The 19,637-nt window shown below is 66.9% G+C and carries 19 protein-coding genes; 6 read left to right on the forward strand and 13 right to left on the reverse strand.

Annotated elements, in window-relative coordinates:
• Positions 1-10 precede the first annotated feature (10 nt).
• Genes BHK69_RS13950 through solA form a run of 3 tightly spaced genes read right to left on the reverse strand, consistent with a single transcriptional unit; the run spans position 11 to position 3,258 of the window.
• Complete coding sequence (locus BHK69_RS13950) at positions 11-1,198, reverse strand: multidrug effflux MFS transporter (protein WP_069690625.1); 1,188 nt, start codon at positions 1,196-1,198, stop codon at positions 11-13.
• A complete protein-coding gene (locus BHK69_RS13955; RefSeq protein ID WP_069690626.1) occupies positions 1,195-2,091 on the reverse strand; it encodes a DMT family transporter in 897 nt (298 codons plus the stop codon). The genes BHK69_RS13950 and BHK69_RS13955 overlap by 4 nt, the downstream gene beginning before the upstream one ends.
• A 27-nt stretch (positions 2,092-2,118) precedes the next feature.
• Complete coding sequence (solA, locus tag BHK69_RS13960; RefSeq protein WP_069690627.1) at positions 2,119-3,258, reverse strand: N-methyl-L-tryptophan oxidase; 1,140 nt, start codon at positions 3,256-3,258, stop codon at positions 2,119-2,121.
• Between the two features lie 213 nt (positions 3,259-3,471).
• Here solA and BHK69_RS13965 point away from each other — a divergent pair, with 213 nt between their 5' ends.
• Positions 3,472-5,244 (forward strand): methyl-accepting chemotaxis protein, encoded by a 1,773-nt coding sequence (locus tag BHK69_RS13965; protein WP_083269385.1) that lies wholly within the window; start codon positions 3,472-3,474, stop codon positions 5,242-5,244.
• Between the two features lie 19 nt (positions 5,245-5,263).
• Here the strand turns inward: BHK69_RS13965 and BHK69_RS13970 are convergent, their stop codons facing one another.
• From BHK69_RS13970 to BHK69_RS13985, 4 genes are all read right to left on the reverse strand, one after another.
• A complete protein-coding gene (locus BHK69_RS13970; protein ID WP_069690629.1) occupies positions 5,264-6,028 on the reverse strand; it encodes a hypothetical protein in 765 nt (254 codons plus the stop codon).
• Between the two features lie 18 nt (positions 6,029-6,046).
• Positions 6,047-7,504: a hypothetical protein gene (locus tag BHK69_RS13975; protein ID WP_069690630.1), complete on the reverse strand. Its 1,458-nt coding sequence runs from the start codon at positions 7,502-7,504 to the stop codon at positions 6,047-6,049.
• Complete coding sequence (locus BHK69_RS13980; RefSeq protein ID WP_069690631.1) at positions 7,494-8,090, reverse strand: hypothetical protein; 597 nt, start codon at positions 8,088-8,090, stop codon at positions 7,494-7,496. Before BHK69_RS13980 ends, BHK69_RS13975 begins: the two co-directional genes overlap by 11 nt.
• 111 nt (positions 8,091-8,201) lie before the next feature.
• Entirely contained in the window at positions 8,202-9,095 is an 894-nt protein-coding gene (locus BHK69_RS13985; protein ID WP_244548494.1) for a LysR substrate-binding domain-containing protein, read from the reverse strand.
• A 114-nt stretch (positions 9,096-9,209) separates the two neighbouring features.
• Between BHK69_RS13985 and BHK69_RS13990 the strand changes: the two genes are divergently transcribed.
• A complete protein-coding gene (locus tag BHK69_RS13990; protein WP_069690633.1) occupies positions 9,210-9,911 on the forward strand; it encodes an SDR family oxidoreductase in 702 nt (233 codons plus the stop codon).
• Between the two features lie 529 nt (positions 9,912-10,440).
• Here the strand turns inward: BHK69_RS13990 and moaA are convergent.
• Positions 10,441-11,475 (reverse strand): GTP 3',8-cyclase MoaA, encoded by a 1,035-nt coding sequence (moaA, locus tag BHK69_RS13995; protein WP_069693649.1) that lies wholly within the window; start codon positions 11,473-11,475, stop codon positions 10,441-10,443.
• A 173-nt stretch (positions 11,476-11,648) separates the two neighbouring features.
• Here moaA and BHK69_RS14000 point away from each other — a divergent pair, with 173 nt between their 5' ends.
• Positions 11,649-12,017 carry a gamma-butyrobetaine hydroxylase family protein gene (locus BHK69_RS14000; RefSeq protein ID WP_069690634.1) on the forward strand — a complete coding sequence of 123 codons (369 nt, stop codon included), beginning with the start codon at positions 11,649-11,651 and terminating at the stop codon, positions 12,015-12,017.
• 194 nt (positions 12,018-12,211) lie between these two features.
• Here BHK69_RS14000 and BHK69_RS14005 read toward each other — a convergent pair whose 3' ends face one another.
• Entirely contained in the window at positions 12,212-12,910 is a 699-nt protein-coding gene (locus tag BHK69_RS14005) for a hypothetical protein (protein WP_069690635.1), read from the reverse strand.
• A 248-nt stretch (positions 12,911-13,158) separates the two neighbouring features.
• On the opposite strand from BHK69_RS14005, the gene BHK69_RS14010 reads away from it, so the two are divergent.
• Both BHK69_RS14010 and BHK69_RS14015 read left to right on the forward strand, forming a co-directional pair.
• Entirely contained in the window at positions 13,159-13,581 is a 423-nt protein-coding gene (locus BHK69_RS14010; RefSeq protein ID WP_069690636.1) for a tripartite tricarboxylate transporter TctB family protein, read from the forward strand.
• Positions 13,581-15,089, forward strand: a complete 1,509-nt coding sequence (locus tag BHK69_RS14015) for a tripartite tricarboxylate transporter permease (protein ID WP_069690637.1) — start codon at positions 13,581-13,583, stop codon at positions 15,087-15,089. The genes BHK69_RS14010 and BHK69_RS14015 overlap by 1 nt, the downstream gene beginning before the upstream one ends.
• 266 nt (positions 15,090-15,355) lie before the next feature.
• Here the strand turns inward: BHK69_RS14015 and BHK69_RS14020 are convergent, their stop codons facing one another.
• The 3 genes from BHK69_RS14020 to BHK69_RS14030 form a co-directional block, all read right to left on the reverse strand.
• The gene (locus BHK69_RS14020) at positions 15,356-15,937 is read right to left on the reverse strand and encodes a L,D-transpeptidase (protein WP_069690638.1); all 582 of its coding nucleotides are present in this window, start codon (positions 15,935-15,937) and stop codon (positions 15,356-15,358) included.
• 315 nt (positions 15,938-16,252) lie between these two features.
• A complete protein-coding gene (locus BHK69_RS14025) occupies positions 16,253-17,152 on the reverse strand; it encodes a lytic transglycosylase domain-containing protein (protein ID WP_069693650.1) in 900 nt (299 codons plus the stop codon).
• Between the two features lie 30 nt (positions 17,153-17,182).
• Complete coding sequence (locus BHK69_RS14030) at positions 17,183-17,542, reverse strand: RidA family protein (protein WP_069690639.1); 360 nt, start codon at positions 17,540-17,542, stop codon at positions 17,183-17,185.
• Positions 17,543-17,756: 214 nt separating this feature from the next.
• On the opposite strand from BHK69_RS14030, the gene BHK69_RS14035 reads away from it, so the two are divergent.
• Positions 17,757-19,211 (forward strand): cryptochrome/photolyase family protein, encoded by a 1,455-nt coding sequence (locus tag BHK69_RS14035; protein WP_342029752.1) that lies wholly within the window; start codon positions 17,757-17,759, stop codon positions 19,209-19,211.
• A 3-nt stretch (positions 19,212-19,214) separates the two neighbouring features.
• Here the strand turns inward: BHK69_RS14035 and BHK69_RS14040 are convergent, their stop codons facing one another.
• On the reverse strand, positions 19,215-19,532 hold the full coding sequence (locus BHK69_RS14040) for a hypothetical protein (RefSeq protein WP_069690641.1): 318 nt from the start codon (positions 19,530-19,532) through the stop codon (positions 19,215-19,217).
• Positions 19,533-19,637: the final 105 nt, after the last annotated feature.

Here is a 19,637-nt window from a genome sequence, read left to right on the forward strand (position 1 = left end):
ATCGTTCGCATCAATCTTGCGCGATCCTGTTGAAGCGCAACGCGAATAACCCCGCCGCCATCATCAGCCACATCATCACGACGAGCGCCTGCGGCCAAAGTGTAACGAGCCAGCTGATGAGAATGGTTGTCAGCGCGCTGGAGCCGAGCTGGATCGCGCCCATCAGCCCCGCCGCCGAGCCCGCCAGTTCGGGCCTGGCCGAGAGCGCCTCGGCCGTCGCGCCGGGAATCGTCAGCCCGTTGCCCGCTGCGTTGAAGGCCAGCGGCAGGAACAAGGCGAGCGGCGTCCAGACCGGGCTCAGCGAGAGCGCCAGCGCCACGGTCATGGCCGCAAACGAGATGATCAGCCCGTTCCGGATCAAGCGCTTCGTGCCGAGCTTCACGGCCAGGCGCGACATCGCGAAATTGCCGGCCATGTAGCCGAGGGCGTTCAGGATGAAATAGGCGCCATAGGCGTCTGGCCCATGCCCCATCGTCTCGACCACGATGAAGGGGGCTGCAGCCACGAAGCCGAAGAAGGACGCCGAGGTCATCGACAGCGCGACCACATTGACGACGAAGCCGCGGTCGCCGATCAGCAGCGGGAAGGCGCGGAAGACGCCGAGCAGCGGGCTGCGCTGGCCGAGATTGGGCGCGGTCTCCGGCAGGCGGGCTATCGTCAGCAGCAGCACGCCGGCCCCGAATGCCGTCATGAACCAGAAGATCATGCGCCAGCCGAACCAGGTTTCGATATGGCCGCCGAGATAGGGCGCGAGCATCGGCGCCACCACCATCACCATGGTGACGCTGGCGATCTGGCTTGCCGCCTCGTCGCGGCTGGCGCTGTCGCGGATGATGGCGCGCGACAAGGCGAAGACCGAGCCTGAGCCCGCACCTTCGAGCACACGCGCCAGCAGCAGCATGTCCGTCGAATGCGAAAGGGCGCCGAGCACGGAGCCGAGCAGGAACAGCGCGATGCCGGCATTGACGCAAGGCCGGCGGCCGAACCTGTCCGAGAGCGGCCCGATGACGAGCTGCATCAGCGCGACCGCGACGAGGAACAGCGTCAGCGTGAGCTGGATGGTGGCGTAGCTCGCGGTGAAATGCCGGGCGAGCGCCGGCGTCGAAGGGGCGAGCAGGTTGAGCGCGATCGGCTGCAGCGTCGAGATCGCCACCAGCACGGTCAGCGTCGGCTTGGCACGTATGGCGGCGGCGTTCATTCGGCTCTGGCGATCTTGAGGTTGGAATCGGGGCGCACCCGCTGCCGGTGCATGGTGTAGAGCCCGCTGCCGACGATGAGCGCGATGCCGGCGAAGGCGAGGGGGTCTGGAACCTCGCCCCAGCCGAGATAGCCGATGATGACGGCGAAGATCACCGCCGAATAGCGGAAGCCCGAGATGACGCCGACATCGGCGTCGCGGAAGGCGCTGATGATGAAGAAGCTGGCGGTCGAGATCAGCACGGCCGCGACCGCGACATAAATCGTCTCGCGCCGCCAGACCGGCTCCCAATCCTCAGTGATGCCGTAGCCCAGGGCGATGAGCCCGACGATCGTCATCGTGGTGAAGGAGACCACGGTCGAGGGAATGTCCTTGTCGATCCTGCGGGTCAGGAGGTCGCGGAAGCCGACGAGCAGGGCGCTGAACAAGGCGACGATCGCAGCCGGGTTGAAGCCTTCCGCCGTCGGCCTGACGACGATCAGCACGCCGCAGAAACCGACGGTGACGGCGGCCGTCCGCCGCCAGCCGACCTTTTCGATGCCCATCAGCACGGCGAGCACGACGATGATCAGCGGCGAGGCCATGCCGACGGCGGTGATGTTGGCGAGCGGCAACCGGCCGAGCGCCCAGACGAGGGACAGAGCGCCGCAGGCCTCGATCACGCCGCGCAGCAGCACCACGGGGCGCAGCGCCAGCATCAACCTGTCGCCCTCGCGGAAGGCGAACACCAAGGCGAGCCCCGCCAGCATCGCGAAGACGGTGCGCAATGCGATCGCCTGGCCGGCGGGATAGGCTTCGCGCGCCAGTTTCATCAGCGCGTCATTGCAGACGAAGAGCGACATCGCCGTCAGCATGGCGATGATGCCGCGGCGGTTTGTGGCTGCACTGGCCAAGGCTGGCTTCCGTTGCGCGGTTGTCGCTCAGGCCGCGAGGCGGTCGAGCGAGAACGGCGTGAGGTCGAAGGCCGATTGGCCGGAGGTGGAGAGATCGGCGAGGATCTCGCCGATCGCGCTGGCGAATTTGAAGCCGTGGCCGGAGCAGCAGGAGGCGAAGACGGCCTGCGGCACGCCCGGTACCGCATCGATGATGAAATCCTCGTCGGGCGAGACGGTGTAGACGCAGCCCTTGAGGGTCAGCGGGTCGCCGGCGGCGTCGGGGATGTAGCGTCGCAGGCATTCGCGGATCAGCGCGACCTGGCGCGGGCTCGGCGTGCGGTCGTCGTCGCGCGGATCCATCGGCTCCCGGCCGAAATGCGGGCCGCCGAGCTTGAAGCCCGGATGCTCGTAGAGGGGGAAGCCGTAGAACGCGCCTTCCTCGACGCTGAGGATGAACACCGGAAAGGCGCCCTCGCGAAACAGCTCCGGCCGGCGCGTGGTGAACCAGCCGATTGCCTGGCGCACGGTCGAGACCTTGCTGGCGAGCGCCGGCACGGCGTCTGCGATCCAGCCGCCCGAGGTGATCACCAATCGCCCGGCCGAGTAAGTGCCGCGCTCGGTGCGTACCACGACACCGCCTTGCGCGGTCGGGGCCCAGTCGAGCATCGGCTCGCCGGTGCGGATCTCGGCGCCGCGCGCTTGCGCCAGGCCGACATGGGCATAGATCGCCTTTTCCGAGGCGACGAAGCCGCCATCGGGCTGCCACAGGCCGACATGGCCCTCCGGCAGCTGGAAGGCGGGGAAACGCCGGGCGATCTCCCGGCCATCGAGCCGCTCATGGACGAGCCCGTGGTCGAGGCAGGATTGCAGCGACGATTCGACCGGCCCGGCACCCTCCGGCGCGAGATCGATCGAGCCGGTGACGTGCAGGAGCTTCATTCCCGCCTCGTCTCCGGTGGTGCGCCACAATTCATGGGCGCGCCGCACGATCGGCACGTAATGCGAGCCTTCGAAATAGGCGAGGCGGATGATGCGATTGAGCCCGTGCGAGGAGCCCATGGCATGGCCGAGGTCGAAGCGTTCGAGGCCGAGCACCTTGAGGCCGCGCTTGGCGAGGTGCCAGCAGGCGGCCGAGCCCATGGCCCCGACACCGGCGACGATGACATCGTAGCTATGGCTCGTCATGGCAAGGACTCGGGCAAAAAGGCACGGGCAAAGGCTCGGGCAAGGACTGGGCTCTGGCGGCGGCAGGCGAGGCGGGCGCAGAGCTTTACCGTCCGCTTTCCCCAGGGTCCATGCCCAGAAGGTCTAGCCTGCTCTGCGGCCCGCGCCGGTGAAGCTTTGTTAATGATGTCGGCTGATAAAAGATCGCTTTCTCCATGACTTCAGGATTGGCTGATGCTCGGCAAGGTTCGGCGCTGGTTAGGCAGTCGAAACCACGTGGCGGCCGGGCAGGGTCCCGCCATGGGCGAAGCGCTGTCGGTACCTGCCAGCGAGGCCCCGCTTGAGGGCACCGCCGACGACGGTGCGCTGCACGAGGCCGTCAGCACGCTGGAGCAGGATGTCGTGGCGGCGATGCGCCGCCTGACCGGCGGTCTTGGCGAGGCCGAGCAGTTCTCCGCCCATGCCGAGGGGCGCTCGCGCGAGATCCATGACAGCATCGTGGCGCTACGTTCCGCGACCTTGACTGCCAGCATCAATTCGACCTCGCTGGCGACTGCGACGCAGCAGGTCTCGGACGCGGCCGAGCATGTCGGCGCGACCATGATCAGCGCCCGCGACAGGCTCGACGCCGCCGCCACGCGCGCCGGCGAGGCGACGGAGATGATGACCGGGCTCGCCGTCGCCACGGTCGAGATCCGCAGCATCGTCGATTCCATCGCCGAGATCGCCAGGCAGACCAATCTGCTCGCGCTCAACGCCACGATCGAGGCTGCGCGCGCCGGGGAGGCCGGGCGCGGCTTCGGCGTCGTGGCGCAGGAGGTCAAGACGCTCTCGGTCGAGGTGCGCGAGGCGGTCGACCATATCCGCCGTCGCGTCGACAACCTCGCCCAGACGGCGCAGGGCTCGGCCGCGATCGTCAACGACGCGCTCACCATGGTGCGCGACGTCAACCCGGTGATCGCCTCCATCGGCGGGGCTGCGCAGGAACAGGCTGCGGCTGCGGCCGAACTCTCCCGCAGCGCCGGCGAGACGGCGCGCTTCGTCGAGACCGTGCTGCACCGTGTCGACGAGATCGACCGCGTCGCGCTCTCGTCCGCCGACGACAGCGCCCGGGCACGCAGCTCCCTGTCCGATGGCGTGCGCCAGGCCGACAACATGCTGCGGCGCTTCATCCCGACCTTGCGGCACGCCGCCTTCGCCGACCGCCGCCAGCATGACCGCTTTCCCGCCGAGCACCGCGCCGAGCTCAGCCTCGGCGCGCAACACATTGTCAGCCAGACCATCGATCTCGGCTTCGGTGGAGCGCTGCTTGCAAGCGTCGCCCAGGCGCCGCGGCTGGGCGTCAGGGGCACGATCAGGATCGATGAGCTTCCGCCGCTGGCCTGCCGCCTGATGGCGACGAGCGAACTCGGCCTGCATATCGCCTTCGAGCCGGGCGCGGTCGAGGCGAATGCGCCATTGCGGGCGCTGCTTGGCGAGATCGAGCACTCATACAGGCCCTTGATCGTGGCGGCGCAGGGTTTCGCCGACGACATCGCCGGGGCCATGCTGCAGGCGCTGCGGGCGCGCCGGCTGAGCGAGGACGAACTCTTCGACATCAACTACCGGCTGCTGCCCGAGACCGATCCGCCGCAATACGCCAACCTCGCCTTGCCGACGCTCGAGGAGACCCTGCCGCCGCTGCTGGCGAAGACCCTGGCGAGTGACCCCCGCCTGGTCTTTGCCCTGGCGATCGACCGCAACGGCTATATACCGGTCCACAACGCAGCCTTCGCGCAGCCGCAACGCCCAGGCGATCTGGTCTGGAACATCGCCCATAGCCGCAACCGGCGCATCTTCGACGACCGGGCCGGCATCATGGCGGCGCGCTCGGTGCGCCCCTTCCTGGTCCAGTCCTATCGGCGCGACATGGGCGGCGGCGTCACCGTCTTGATGCGCGAAGTCGATGCGCCGCTCCGCATCAATGGCCGCCACTGGGGCGGCGTGCGCATGGCGTATCGGATGTGAATGCGGCTAAAGCCGTTTGCTAGAGCCGGTCCCAGGCGAAGGGGATGTTGAGCGCCCGCAAGGCCTGCTGCCAGAGCGAGCTTGCCTGTTCGAGCCGGGCCGCATCGTAGACGCCCTGGACCTGGTGCACCTGCAGGCGCCATGAGGCGCCATCAGTGTCGGTCCAGGTCTTGCCGACGAGCCGGCGCAGACGCTCCGGGTCGCGCGCGCCGGGGCTGTTGCCGAAGACGCTGAATTGCGGCGAGTTCTGCAGCATGTCGGAGACCAGCAGCAGCGCCCGGTCTCCGCTCGGCACGCGGTTCTCGCGGCGCGCCAGCACGTCGCCGATCGCCTCGACGATCGGCGACTGGTTGCCCTTGGCCGGCTGGGCCAGCACCGTCAGCGCCTCGTCGAGCGGGCGGCCGAATTTCTCGACCCATCTGACATAGTCGCGGCGTGGATTGCCGATCAGCTCGCTGACCGTGCGGCCCGGATTGCACAGCGCCAGCAGTGGCGGGAAATTCGGCTCGAACACGTCCTTGAAGACATAGATCGACATCAACCGGTCGGCCGGCAGCGCCTCGCCGACCTCCTTGACCAGTTTCTTCAAGCGCGCCGCCTGGATGTCGCTCCAGGGGTCGGTCTTGTCGACGAGGATCAGCGTGTGCCCGACCGGCCCGCTCTTCTGGCAGAGCGTTTCGGCGTCGCGCGGCGGCCCGCTGAGCAGTTTTGGGGCGGCGAAGAAACCGGCGAGCGAGAGGCCGGCCAGGATGGTGGCGGTGATCGCCCAATGTTCGCTTTTCATGCCTTATCGCAGCTCGGCTCAGCGCGGCGTCGCGGAAAATTCCGCATGGATCGTCTTGCGGTTGGCCTCGTCGCGTTCATAGGCCTCGCGCCCGGCCTCGACCGCGCGTGTCTTCAGGCGCTCGATCTCGCCGGCGAGGTCGACCCCGCGCACCAGCGCCAGCTGGTCCTTGAGCTTGGCCTCGATCAGCGCCGGCATGTTGGCGAACTGGCGCTCGACATCCTCGATCAGCGCCCGCAGCCTGGCATGGTCGACGAGCTCGGCTGGCTGGTCGATCTCGGGCAGGTTGATGCCTTGCGAGAAATAGGCCGGCGGCAGATCGGTGCGCACCCTGAGATTGGCCTCGCGATACTGCATCACGGCGGCGTCCTTTGCGGCGCGCAATTGCGCGACGCGAGTGAGATAATGGTCGCGGATCTGGTCGGCGCTGGCCTTGGCGAGCTGCAGCCGGCTGATCTCGCGCTGGCAATCCTCGCGGAACCCCTCGACCTGGCCGCGGATCTGTTCGAGTTCGGGCGCGAGCTCGGTGTCGAGCCGGCGGCGCTCCCGCTCCACCGCCTCCCAGCGCTGCCGCCAGCGCTTATAGGCGAAGGCGTGGCCGGGATAGCTGCCGAAGGCCGAATAACCCTTGGAGGCGGAGAGGAAGGCGATCAGGCAGCCGATCAGCACGAGCGCGATCGATTTGAGCTCGTAGACGCCGAGCGGGTTCGCCAGCATATGCGGCACCACCTGCTGCGAGGCGGCGTCGGGATTGGCGATCAGCAATTCGCGGTAATGCCCGACGGCGAGGTTGAACAGCACGATCAGCGCGATCATCCCGGCATAGGCCGGCAGCGCCCAGAACAGATGCGAGGCCTTGACGTGCTGGCAATAGCGCGCCGGCCACAAGCCCATGACGAAGCCGAGCGAGATGTTCAGCGCCGAGATGATCACGGCGGTCGCCGCCCCGCCGATCAAGCCGAAATCGCTGGCATCGGCGAAGAAATTGCCGTTGAGCAGGCTCTCGATCGCCAGCGGCACCACCAGGAAGGCAAGGATGAACTGCCATTTGTCCAGCTTCGGGTCGCTGCTGCGCTGGTTCACATAGTTGAAGTACTCATATTCGCGCTTGGCCTTCAGCGCGTCGAACACCGTCTGCTCGAGCTCGCCGCCATGCTTGTTCAGCAGCGCCCGCATGCCGGATTCGATGCGCCTGATCCGGGTCTCGTAGCGCTCCGCCGTCAGCGCCTCGCGCTTGCCGATGACCTCGGCATGGAGCGCGCCAAGCTTTGCCGTCGCCTCCTGCCGGATGCCGTTGAAAAGCTCGGTGACGCGGGCGAGCAGGCCGAGCTCGGTCTGCGAGGGCAAAGCGGAATGAGCCGGCGGGTTGTTGGCGAGCGCGTCGCCGGCGCCGCGCAGGCCGGCCTGCACCGTCTCGGCCAGATGATAGCCGGAAATCGGCGGCACGCCTGTGCCGTTGCCGCGATCATCCGTCATGAGAAGCTCGCGCCAGATAGCCCCTGACATCGACGATGTCGGCGTGGAAATCGCGGAAGCGCGGAAAGGCCGGGCGTCGATAGGCCCGGTCGAACCAGAGCGCCGCCAGAATCAGGATCGGCGTGGCGATGAAAAGCGCGGAGTGGCCGGGCAGCGAGGCCGAGCCGGCAGCCACCGCCGCAAGCGCCAGGGCCGCGACGCCCGCAACGACGAGAGCAAGCATCGTTAGCAGCGCGCCGATCCGGTGGCGGCCGGTGTCGTAGGACAGGCGCAGCAAAGCTTGCAGCCCCGTCAAGGCGCTGGCGGCGCATAGTTCCAGCACGATGAGGAAGGTGAAGACCGCGGCGATGCCGGGGCCGATCGCCGTGGTCACTGCGGGCCGCAAGGTCGAGAACACCGTTTTCGCCGAGAAACCAGCGAATGCCAGGCAGAAATACAGGACGCCGGTCAGCAGCAAGGCGGGGAAGCGGACATCGCGCCACAGCCTGATCGCCGCCAGCACGAGCCTCACGAAGAAGGTGTCCTGCACCAGGCGGAACGCGGCGCGCGGGAACGCCTTGATCCGGGAATGGACACGACTCAGCATGAAACGCCTGCAACCGGAACGGGCCAAAACGTTAGCCCAACCGGCTATCGGGTCAAGTTGTAACGAATTGGGGACGTGGGTCAGCTCGCGTTCCTGCCGCACTCAAAACCGTCACGCGCCAGGCTGCGGCCTTGGCTTGCTCTCCTCAAGCAGCCAGGCGCGAAAGAGCGAGACCTCTGGGCGTGTCCGCGCCAGTTTCGGCGTCAACAGGTAGAAAGCCCGCTCCGAGACGAGGCGGATATCGGTTCCGAAGGGGGCTATGAGCCGGTGCTGCGCGATGTCGTCTGCGACCAGGGCGAAGGGAGCGAGCGCAATGCCCTGGCCATCGAGCGCCGCCCCCAGGGCCAGCGCGGTCTGGCTGAAGCGCTTGCCGGCTGTGAGGGGCGCCTGGGCGTTGGCCAGCTCCAGCCAGAGCGGCCAGGCGTCATGGGCGTCGTGCAGCAGCGTTGTCGTCAGGAGATCGGCCGGCGTCGCCAGCGTCGCGGCGAGCGTCGGGCTGCAGACCGGAAACAGATCATCGGCGAGCAGCCGCTCGGCCTCAAGCGCGCGATCGAAGGGCGGCGCCGAGAGCCGCACGGCGAGATCGGGCAGGCCGGGCCCGCCTAGCCGCTCCGTCGCTTCCGATGCCAGCACGCGCACCTCGACATCGGGGGCGAGCGCGGAGAAGCTGCCAAGTCGCGGGATCAGCCATCTCGCCGCGAAGGACGGCGTCACCGTCACCGTGACGCCGCGCCGCTCCCGCTCCTGCGTCGGTTCGATCGCAGCCATCGCGCCCGCGATCAAGGCGAAGGCGCGGCGGATCTGCGGATGGAAGGCGCGCCCTGTCGGCGTCAGCGCCAGGCCGCGCGGCTCGCGCTCGAACAGCGGCACGCCGAGGCTGGCCTCCAGGGCTCGGATCTGCTGCGCGACGGCGCCATGCGTCACGTTCAGCTCCTCGGCGGCGAGCCTGAAGTTGAGATGGCGCGCGGCGGCGTCGAAAGCGCGCAGGGTTGCGAGGGGAGGCATTCGCTGCATAGCGGGGGTGTAGCAGCGCTACAGGGTCCCTGCACGGGAAATCGATGGTTCGAGGCGGCGCCGAACCTTATGAATGAGGGCAATCAATCAGGAAAAGAGCGCGCTATGACGAAGAAAGTGGCGATCATCACGGCCGGCGGTAGCGGCATGGGCGCAAGCGCCGCGCGTCGGCTCGCGAAGGACGGCTTTGCGGTGGCGATCCTGTCCTCGTCCGGCAAGGGCGAGGCGCTGGCCAAGGAGCTCGGCGGTATCGGCATCACCGGCTCGAACCAGTCCAATGACGACATCAAGCGCCTGGTCGATACGGTCTTCGAGCGCTGGGGCAGGGTCGACGTCCTGGTCAACAGCGCCGGGCACGGGCCACGTGCGCCCATCCTGGAGATCCCGGACGAAGACTGGCAGCGCGGCATGGAGGTCTATTTCCTCAGCGCGGTGCGGCCGGCGCGGCTGGTGACGCCGATCATGCAGGCGCAGCGCTCGGGCTCGATCATCAACATCTCGACGGCCTGGGCCTTCGAGCCCGCCGCGATGTTCCCGACCTCGGCGGTGTTCAGGGCAGGCCTTGCCTCCTTCACCAAGATTTTTGCGGACACATACGCGCCCGACAACATCCGCATGAACAATGTGCTGCCCGGCTGGATCGACAGCCTGCCGGCGACGGATGAGCGCCGTCAGAGCGTGCCCCTGCAGCGCTATGGGCGTGCCGACGAGATCGCCGGGACGATCGCCTTCCTGGCCTCGGACGACGCTGGCTACATCACCGGGCAGAACGTCCGCGTCGACGGCGGCATAACCCGGTCGGTCTGACGGGCCGGGCGGGTGGTTTCAGAGCCGGTTTCAATGGTTCTGTCCTGACCGCCTACGCGCCGTCATTCCGGGCGTAGCTCTCGGGTCCGATCTTCGATCGGCACAAGGATAAACTCCAACCCGGGATCCATTCCTGAGCCTCGACAAGCCGCGCGCGGGGAACCCCTCTCCTGTAAGGAGAGGGGCAGGGGTGAGGTGTAGGCCCCCGGACCAGTTGCGTGACACCTTACCGTCATTGCGAGCGCAGCGAAGCAATCCAGGGGGCGTAGTGCGAACCCTCCTGGATTGCTTCGCTGCGCTCGCAATGACGAGGGAGCGGCGGTCGGACCACGGCCAAAGCGTCCAACGGCCGACCCCTCACCCTGCCCTCTCCCTACGGGAGAGGGTTCCCCGCGCTTGTCTCGGCAAGCAAAATTCATTCGGCCCGAGTGGATGTTCCAGGTGGTTCGGGAGCCTCCTGGAGCATCCTTCGAGACTAAGCCTGCGGCGCTCCTCAGCATGAGGGCTTGCGGAATGTCCAAACCGGCTCTCAGCCGCCGGTGACGCTCATATGGCGGCCGACGGCGGGTTTTGCGCGGCGTCGGTCGATGATGAAATCGTGGCCCTTGGGCTTGCGCGAGATCGCCTCTTCCATGGCGCGGTGGAGGCCGGCATCGTCGGGCGAGGCGCGTAAGGGTGCGCGCAGATCGGCGGCGTCCTCCTGGCCCAAGCACATATAGAGCGTGCCGGTGCAGGTCAGGCGCACCCGGTTGCAGCTCTCGCAGAAATTATGCGTCATCGGCGTGATGAAGCCGACGAGCCCGCCGGTCTCCTTGACGCGGACATAGCGCGCCGGCCCGCCGGTCCGGTAGGGATCCTCGATAAGCGAATAGTTGTCGAGCAAGCGCGCCCTGACGACCGAGAGCGGCAGGAACTGGTCGATCCGCCCGGGCTCGATCTCGCCGAGCGGCATCACCTCGATCAGGGTCAGGTCCATGCCCAGCCCGTGCGCCCAGGTCATCAAACCCTCGATCTCGTCCTCATTGACGCCCTTGAGCGCGACCGCGTTGATCTTGACCCGCAGGCCCGCCTTGCGCGCCGCCTCGATGCCGCCAAGCACCTTGTCGAGATCGCCCCAGCGCGTGATCTTGCGGAACTTGTCGGGGTCGAGCGTGTCGAGCGAGACATTGATCCGGCGCACGCCGTAATCGGCCAGCTCCTGCGCATAGCGGTCGAGCAGCGAGCCGTTGGTGGTCAGCGTCAATTCTTCGAGCGCACCGGTGGTGAGGTGGCGCGAGAGCGAGCGGAACAGGCTCATCACGTCGCGCCGCACCAGGGGCTCGCCGCCGGTGAGCCTGAGCTTGCGCGTGCCGCGCGCGATGAAGGCGGTGGCGACGCGGTCGATCTCCTCCAGCGTCAGCAGGTCGCGCTTGGGCAGGAAGGTCATGTCCTCGGACATGCAGTAGACGCAGCGGAAATCGCAGCGATCCGTCACCGAGATGCGCAGATAGGAGATGTCGCGGCCGAACGGATCGACCAGCGGCGCACGCGCGAGCTGCTCAATCGCATCGGGCTTGGCGATCATATCGGGCTTGATGTCGTCGAGGAGCACTCTGCTTCATCCCTCAAAACGGCCGGCCCGCATGCGAGCAGGTGCATGGCGGTGGCCGTACCGCTATATCCGGTGAGACATTGGCATTGCGGCGGCCAAGGTCAAGCGCGGCCATCGTCGCACAGGCCACGGGAGTGAACACAACCATGTCAGCATGGCCGACCGAGATCCGCCTCGCCAAGGATCGCCGCACCCTCCATGTCGCCTTCGAGGACGGCGCGGCCTACGCGCTGCCGGCCGAATTGCTGCGGGTGGAAAGCCCCTCCGCTGAGGTCCAGGGCCATGGGCCAACGCAGAAGAAGACCGTTCCGGGCAAGGCCGAGGTCGAGATCATTGGCGTCGAGCCCGTCGGCCATTACGCCGTAAAACTCACCTTCGACGACATGCACGACACCGGCATCTATGCCTGGGACTATCTGCGCGAGCTCGGCGAGCATGGCGAGGCGAAGATGCAGGCCTATCTCGACGCGCTGGCGGAGCAGGGGCTGTCGCGCGAGCGGGTGAGGCGAGGGTAGGCAGGGAGACCCTGGACGCCTCTGGCCGTGAGCTGACCGCTGCTCCCTCGTCATTGCGAGCGCAGCGAAGCAATCCAGGGCCGTCGAGCGAGCCCTCCTGGATTGCTTCGCTGCGCTCGCAATGACGGCAAGGTTGTGCGCGTCTAGTTCAGGAAAAGCGGCCGGCGCTTCAGTCGCCGCCTGCGCTCGATTGCTTACCTGCCGAGGCCGGCTTCCTCGATCTGGCGGGCGACGCTTCCCGTCACCAGATCGATACCGGTTCGATACTGGCTCGGCATCCAGCGCTCCTTCGCCGGGCCGGCGGTGAGATCCATCTCCGTCGCAATGCGGCGTGTCAGAGGGGCTCTTGCATAGGCATCGATCACGCTTTTCAGGAGGCGCGGGGTTGGATTGCTCATATCCGCTCCCTCGTCCGAGCGCTTCACTTGCGTCAGTTCCGCGACTGCGTCCGGCACCAGGCAATCGAGCTTGACGGTGGCGTGGAAGCGGTCCCCGGCCGGCTCGCTGCCGACCCTGCTGCCGACGGCCGTGCAGCGGACGCGTCTCGAGGTCTCGACGATGAATCTGGCCATCAATCGCTTCAGCTCGCTCCCCGAGGGATCGGTCTTCACGGTCAAGGTCGCCATTCGCTTGAGCTGCCACGCGATCGGGTCGTTGAACATCGTCATGTCGATGTAATCCCGGCCCTCGGATTCCGGCCGCAGTTCCTTGTTCAAGCGCATGGCCTTGTTCAGGCGCAAGGCGCTGGCGCGATCGAAATTGAGCCAGGTGCGATAATAGAGTTCCGCGGTCTGCTCGAGCGTCGGCTCGGAGGCCTTGGCGGGGAGGGCGCCCTGATATCCGGTCAGGGCCGCGATAAGCAGGACGGCTGAAGGAAGGCCGGTTTTTCTCATATCTGATGCGTCGGTTCTGATGCGTCGGTTCTCGTCGGATGATGCCCGAAGCGTCGCAGAACGGCAGCCCTGCGACAAGCTTCTGGAGCTGCCATGGCGCGGCCTGACGGCCCGCCTCATGCGCTGGGCGCAGGTCTGCCGGCTCGCGGCCGCTTGGCAAGGAGCGTGAACAGCGCCGGTGTTCGGCTTGACGACGGTTCCATGGAAAATAACAATCAAATGAAATAATCCGCCTAGGGAGCACGGGCATGGTCAACCAGAATTCCGCGCGAGGGCTTTTCCTCGCGGCGGTCGCGCTCTTCTTCATGCTGAATGCGCTGCGCTATCCGCTTGGTGATCTGGCCCATGCTGGCCCCGGGCTCTTCCCGCTCCTGCTGAGCGGCCCGCTGCTCGCCATCGCCTTGCTGATGATCCTGCAGGCGCGCCTGGCCGCTCCCGTGCCGCTCAGCTTCAACCTCAAGAACATCGCGCTGATCATGCTCGGGCTGGTGGCCTTCGTCATGGGGGCCCAGCTCGCCAACGCCGCCTTGGGGATCGTCCTGATGGTCTTCATCGCCGGCTTTGCGGCGGCGACCTATTCCTGGACGCGCAACCTCAAGATCGCGCTCGGCCTCATCGTCGTGGCCTATGGCTTCGAGCATTTCCTCGGCCTCAATCTGAGGCTCTTCTGATGGAAATCCTGCATAATCTCGCCTTCGGCTTCGAGCATGCGCTGACGCCGGAGAACCTGCTCTATTGCGCCGTCGGCTGCGTGGTCGGCACGCTGGTCGGCCTGCTGCCGGGGCTGGGGCCATTGGCGACGATCAGCCTGCTCCTGCCATTGACCTATTCGCTGCCGACCGGCGGCGCGCTGATCATGCTCGCGGGCATCTATTACGGCGCCCAATATGGCGACAGCGTCAGCGCCATCACCATGAAGATCCCCCATGCCAGCAGCATCGTGGCCTGCATCGACGGCTACCAGATGACGCTGAAGGGCAAGACCGGCCTTGCCCTCTTCACCGCCGGCGTCTCGAGTTTCATCGGCGGGACGGTGGCGATCCTCGTGCTGGCGAGCCTTGCGCCGACGCTGGGCCAGGTCGCCCTGCTGTTCGGCCCCACCGATTATTGCGCGCTGATGCTGGTCGGCTTCGTCTGCGTCAGCTTCATCACCACCGGCAGCCTGCTGAACGGGCTGGCGATGTGCCTGCTCGGGGTGTTGCTGGGGCAGGTCGGCACCGATCTGGAGACCGGCCTGGAGCGCTTCACCTTCGGGCTGCCCTCGCTCACCGACGGCGTCAGCCTCGTCAGCCTGGCGCTGGGCTGCTTCGGCATCGCCGAGATCACCAAGAACCTCGATGCGCGCGAGGAGCGCACCCCCTTCAACGGCAAGATCCACCTGATGCCGACCTGGCCGGAGTTCAAGCGCATTATCCCGAGCGCGCTGCGCGGCAGCATCGTCGGCTCCTTCCTTGGCATCCTGCCGGGCGGCGGCCCGGTGATCGCGCAATTCGCCGCCTATGCCCTCGACAAGAAAGTCAGCAAATACAAGGACGAGATCGGCTCCGGCGCGATCGAGGGCGTCGCGGGACAGGCGGCGGCCGACGAGGCGGCGGCTCGCACCAGCTTCATTCCTCTGATGAGCATCGGCATCCCCGAGAACGCCGTCATGGCGCTGATGATGGCGGCTTTCATCATCAAGGGGATTCAGCCGGGCCCGAACATGATCGCCAAGCATCCCGACCTGTTCTGGGGCCTCGTCGCCAGCATGTGGGTCGGAAACTGCTTCCTGCTGATCTTGAACGTGCCGCTGGTGCGGTTCTGGCTCTCGGTCTTCAAGATACCCTACAACGTGCTGTTCCCGTCGATCCTGTTCTTCTGTTGCATCGGCACGTTCAGCGTCAACAACAGCCTCAACGACATCTTCACGACGGCGGCGTTCGGCCTGATCGGCTACACCATGATGCGCCTGTCGCTCGATCCGGCGCCGATGATGCTCGGCTTCATCCTCGGGCCGATGCTGGAAGAGTATTTCCGCCGCGCAATGATCATCAGCCGGGGCAGCTTCACGACCTTCTTCGTGCATCCGATCAGCGCGACGCTGCTCTGCCTGATCGGGCTGTTCTTCGCCCTTCAGCTGTTCCTGGCGTTCCGAGCCAGGCGGACGGTGGCGGTCGCAGCGCCCGCCGCATCGGGGTGAGCGCTGGTGGCTCCACGTCCGCTGTACGCGTCGCGTTACCCGTCATTGCGAGGAGCGTCAGCGACGAAGCAATCCAGGGGGACGTGGAGCCAGACCTTCTGGATTGCTTCGCTTCGCTCGCAATGACGGTTCGGGCTGCGTGGAAAACACTCCAGACGCGCGACGGCGATCCCGCTGCCCATCAGGACAAACGCAAAGGCCGGCGTCACCGCCGGCCTTTGCTTTGGAAACGGGCTTCTTTCGAGACCCGGTGTGTCTCTTGCCGCTCAGCGGGCGACGACGACCCGGGTGCCGACCTTGGCGCGCTCATAGAGGTCGATGACGTCCTCGTTCAGCATGCGGATGCAGCCGGAGGAGACCGCCTGGCCGATCGTCTCCGGCTCGTTCGAGCCGTGGATGCGGTACAGCGTCGAGCCGAGATACATGGCACGCGCGCCAAGCGGGTTCTCCGGGCCGCCGGGCATGAAGCGCGGCAGGTCGGGGCGGCGCTTCAGCATCTGCGAGGGCGGCGTCCAGCTCGGCCATTCCGCCTTGCGGGTGATGCTCTGCGAGCCGGCCCAGTCGAAGCCGGGGCGGCCGACGCCGACGCCGTAGCGCATCGCCTTGCCGTCGGGCATCACATAGTAAAGCCGGCGCTCGCTGGTGTTGATCACGATGGTGCCGGGGCGCTGCTTGCCGTCATAGGAGACGAGCTCGCGCGGGATCGCGGTCGCCTGCGCCTTGGCCGGGTCGGCGGTCTGCATCAGCGGCTGGCGCGTCAGCGGGTCGATCTCATAGGCATGGGCGGAGGTGGCAGCCGCGAGCAGGCCAAGCCCGGCAAGCGTGGCCATACGGAAGAAACGGTTCATCGGGACCTCGGACGGATGGCGGGGAGCGCTAGAGCAGGATGCGAAAAAGTGGGAACCGGTTTTTCGCATCGATCCTGCTCTCACTTTTAGATGAGAGACGGATTCAGATTTCAAATGGGATCACTTCGTGATTCCATTTGAAATCATCCGGCTCTCGGCTCGAAGTTGACCCAAATGTGTCAACATCTCCTCAATTTTCTGTCAGAGCGGCTCGGTCGGCGCAATTGCGCCACCATCACATCGGTGCGAGGTCAGGGGCTTTGACGCGCTCCGTTGCGCGTGAGCAACAGGCCGCAAGTCGGCTCAGCTCTCGCCTCAGCTTTTCAGCACCACGCAGGCGCCCCGGTTGTCCTGGATGCGCCGGCACAGGGCGGTGGCTTGCGCCCGAGTCGCTGCCGGCAATCTGACCCGGTAGAAGGCGCGCGTGCCCCGGCTGCGCAGCCTTGTGCCGATCACCATCGGGGAGAGATCGGCAAGGATGGCGCGATGCCGGGCGCTCGCCCGTTGAAAGGCTGAAAGCGCGCGCGCCTTCGAGAAATTGGCCGCGAGCTGCACGCCCCAGGGCGCGAAGGGCGCCTCCGCGATGGCAAGCGCGCCGCGTCCCGCGCGGATCAGCGCGACCGTGGTCAGGCACGGCGCCTGGCTGTCCGGGCTTGCTGGCCGGGCGGGGCGGGTTTCGCCCTCGGCCGCCGCCCGCGCGTCCTCGGACCAGGCCTCGGCGGTCGCGCCGGTGATCGAGAGGACGTAGTTTTCGGTCTCGGCGGGCAGGAAGCCGCGTCCCGCGATCCAGATCGAGACGCGGGTGGGGCCGCCATTATAGGCTGCTGCCGCCAGCCCCCAATTGCCGAAGCGCTGGCGCAGATCGCTGAGGAAATGCGCCGCCTTGGGCACGGCCTGCTCGGGGTCGAACGGGTCGGCGAGCCCGCGCTCGCGCGCCGTGCCGGGCATGAACTGTGCCACGCCCTGCGCGCCGGCCGGGCTGGTGACGGTTGGGCGAAAACTCGATTCCTGGAAGATCAACCGCGTCAGGAAGCCGGCGGGAACGGCCTGCGCCGCCGCGGCATCGTCGATCAGGCGACAGAGCGCGGCATCGATGCCCGAGGAGGGTGGCTCCTGCGCCAAAATAGGCGAGCCACCCAGCAGGGCAAGCATCAGGCCGGGCAGGAGTAAGCCGGGCAGGAATAAGCCGGGGACGAGCCATGGCCGCCTTGTCATGCCGCGCACCATCTCCATTCCTGCGCTGACTCAGGCGGAACGCTTGGCTGCGACCGCGGTGATCTCGATCGCATAGCCCGGCGAGGCCAGCTCCGCCTGCACCGTCGCCCGCGCCGGGGCATTGCCGGGCGCGACCCAGGCGTCCCAGACCGCGTTCATCTCACCGATCGCCTTGATATTGGTCAGGAAGATCTGGACGCTGAGGATGCGCTCCTTGCCGCTGCCGGCAGCCTCCAGCGTTTCCTCCAGCAAAGCGAGAACCTCCTGCGTCTGCTCCGTGAGCGAGGCGCCTTGCGTCTTCTCCGCGCAGTGCCCGGCCAGGAAGACGATGCCGTTGAAGGCGGCGGAATCGCACCAGCGCGGCGTCAACCCGGTCCGTTCGATGGTCATGTCTTCAATTCCTCATCCTGGATCACGTCCGAATCCGAAAAGTGCGATCGATCCTAAAAAGCCGTGAGCGTTGCTCTCGTCGGTCCAAGCGCCTGCTTACCCTCAATGTCGCGCAGCCGACAGGCCCCGATGTCGCGGCGTCCACAAAGGGGAGGGCTGCGCCTTGCCGGGTGGCACCGCCGCACCCTACTCAAGCGGGATGACAAGAGCCGCCTTGCACTGGTTCCGGGACGATCTGAGGCTCGCCGATAATCCGGGGCTCGCCGCCGCGACCGCTCATGGCCCGACCCTGTGCCTCTATATCCTCGACGAGGGCGGCGAGCGCCGTCGCCTCGGTGGCGCCTCGCGATGGTGGCTGGCGCAATCGCTGCGCGCGCTCTCCGCCTCTCTTCGCGAGAGGGGCGCCGAACTCGTGGTGATGCGCGCAGATCCCGCCGATCTCCTGCCGAAGCTCGTGGCGGAGGCCGGAATCGATCTCGTGACCTGGAGCCGACGCTATGAGGCGGCCGCGATCGCGCTCGATCGCGATCTAAAGGAGACGCTGGTCGGCGCGGGCGTCACCGTGCGCAGCTTCAACAGCCATCTCCTCAACGAGCCCTGGCAGGTGTCGAGCAAGCTCGGCGAGCCTATGAAGGTGTTCACGCCCTATTGGCGCGCGGCGCGTGCCAAGGGCGAGCCGGCTGCGCCAGAGCCCGCGCCGCAGCGCATTTTGCCCCTGCCGCTCCCGCGCGCGCTCGCAAGGGCGGCGGTCGACCTCACCGATCTTGCGCTCGAGCCTGCCAGGCCGGACTGGGCCGGCGGCCTGCGCGCCGAATGGACGCCAGGAGAGGCGGGCGCGGCCGAGCGGCTGGGTGATTTTCTCTCCGGCTCGCTCGGGGGCTATGGCGAAGGGCGCAACCGGCCTGATTGTGTCTCGACATCGCGGCTTTCGCCGCATCTGCGCTTCGGCGAGATCGGCCCCCGCCAGATCTGGCATGCCTGCCAGACGGCGTCAGCGGCCGGCATGGCGGCGGGCGGCGCGTCCGATATCGACAAGTTCCTCTCGGAAATCGGCTGGCGCGAGTTCTCCTACCATCTGTTGTTCTACAATCCCGAGCTTGCGACGAAGAACTACAATGCCCGCTTCGACGCCTTTCCCTGGGCCCCGGAGACGCAGGCGCTGAAGCGCTGGCAGCGTGGCCAGACCGGCTATCCGCTGGTCGATGCCGGCATGCGCGAGCTCTGGGCGACCGGCTGGATGCATAACCGGGTGCGCATGGTCGTGGCCTCCTTCCTGATCAAGCATCTGCTGATCGACTGGAGGCAGGGCGAGGACTGGTTCTGGGATACGCTTGTCGATGCCGACCCGGCCAGCAACGCCGCAAGCTGGCAATGGGTCGCGGGCTCGGGCGCGGATGCGGCGCCCTATTACCGCATCTTCAACCCGGTGACGCAGGGCGAGAAATTCGATCCCAGAGGCGATTATGTGCGCCGCTGGGTGCCCGAACTCGCTGATCTCGACGACGCCGCCATCCACACGCCTTGGCAGGCCAGTGCCTCGGCCCTGCGCGATGCCGGTGTTAGCCTGGGCGAAACCTATCCGATGCCCGTCATCGACCTCGCCTTCGGACGCCAGCGCGCGCTCGACGCGCTGGCTTCGGTGTCCGGCGAGACCGTCTTAAGTCGCTAGCCGCTACTGAATGCCGCCGCGCTTGGGGCCGAAGCCCTCGATGAAACAGCTACAGGGGGCGTTGACCGGCCCGGGCCGCGTCTCGCAGGAGCCGCGCGAGGTCACGCACATTTCGCCGAAGCGGCGCTGGCGATAGCCGCGATCATCGTCATAGCGCGGCCGCCGGCGCTCATATTCCCAGTCGCGCGGCGGCGGCGGCCGGTCGTAATCGTAGCGCGGCGGGGGCGGGCGGCCATAGGGGTCGTAATACTGCGCCTGGGCGGCGGTTCCCGACAGGGCGGCCAGCCCCGCCAAGGCGACCAACGCAAAAATCCTCGACATGGCGAACTCCCTTCCCGATTGCCGTGACCGGCCGTGAGGCCGAACAAAGGCGCAAACTGCACGCCAGGACATGAACACAGCCTGACGGGTGATGTTCCGTGTGGT

The organism is Bosea vaviloviae (assembly GCF_001741865.1).
GTDB lineage: Bacteria > Pseudomonadota > Alphaproteobacteria > Rhizobiales > Beijerinckiaceae > Allobosea > Allobosea vaviloviae.

Coding starts and splice junctions, on each gene's coding strand:
- BHK69_RS14020 (WP_069690638.1), bottom strand. CDS start 15,937: ATGAACCGTTTCTTCCGTATGGCCACGCTTGCCGGGCTTGGCCTGCTC.
- BHK69_RS13950 (WP_069690625.1), bottom strand. CDS start 1,198: ATGAACGCCGCCGCCATACGTGCCAAGCCGACGCTGACCGTGCTGGTG.
- BHK69_RS13965 (WP_083269385.1), top strand. CDS start 3,472: ATGCTCGGCAAGGTTCGGCGCTGGTTAGGCAGTCGAAACCACGTGGCG.
- BHK69_RS14040 (WP_069690641.1), bottom strand. CDS start 19,532: ATGTCGAGGATTTTTGCGTTGGTCGCCTTGGCGGGGCTGGCCGCCCTG.
- BHK69_RS14005 (WP_069690635.1), bottom strand. CDS start 12,910: ATGAGAAAAACCGGCCTTCCTTCAGCCGTCCTGCTTATCGCGGCCCTG.
- solA (WP_069690627.1), bottom strand. CDS start 3,258: ATGACGAGCCATAGCTACGATGTCATCGTCGCCGGTGTCGGGGCCATG.
- BHK69_RS13970 (WP_069690629.1), bottom strand. CDS start 6,028: ATGAAAAGCGAACATTGGGCGATCACCGCCACCATCCTGGCCGGCCTC.
- BHK69_RS13975 (WP_069690630.1), bottom strand. CDS start 7,504: ATGACGGATGATCGCGGCAACGGCACAGGCGTGCCGCCGATTTCCGGC.
- BHK69_RS14030 (WP_069690639.1), bottom strand. CDS start 17,542: ATGACCATCGAACGGACCGGGTTGACGCCGCGCTGGTGCGATTCCGCC.
- moaA (WP_069693649.1), bottom strand. CDS start 11,475: ATGATCGCCAAGCCCGATGCGATTGAGCAGCTCGCGCGTGCGCCGCTG.
- BHK69_RS14015 (WP_069690637.1), top strand. CDS start 13,581: ATGGAAATCCTGCATAATCTCGCCTTCGGCTTCGAGCATGCGCTGACG.
- BHK69_RS14000 (WP_069690634.1), top strand. CDS start 11,649: ATGTCAGCATGGCCGACCGAGATCCGCCTCGCCAAGGATCGCCGCACC.
- BHK69_RS13980 (WP_069690631.1), bottom strand. CDS start 8,090: ATGCTGAGTCGTGTCCATTCCCGGATCAAGGCGTTCCCGCGCGCCGCG.
- BHK69_RS14025 (WP_069693650.1), bottom strand. CDS start 17,152: ATGACAAGGCGGCCATGGCTCGTCCCCGGCTTATTCCTGCCCGGCTTA.
- BHK69_RS13990 (WP_069690633.1), top strand. CDS start 9,210: ATGACGAAGAAAGTGGCGATCATCACGGCCGGCGGTAGCGGCATGGGC.
- BHK69_RS14010 (WP_069690636.1), top strand. CDS start 13,159: ATGGTCAACCAGAATTCCGCGCGAGGGCTTTTCCTCGCGGCGGTCGCG.
- BHK69_RS13985 (WP_244548494.1), bottom strand. CDS start 9,095: ATGCCTCCCCTCGCAACCCTGCGCGCTTTCGACGCCGCCGCGCGCCAT.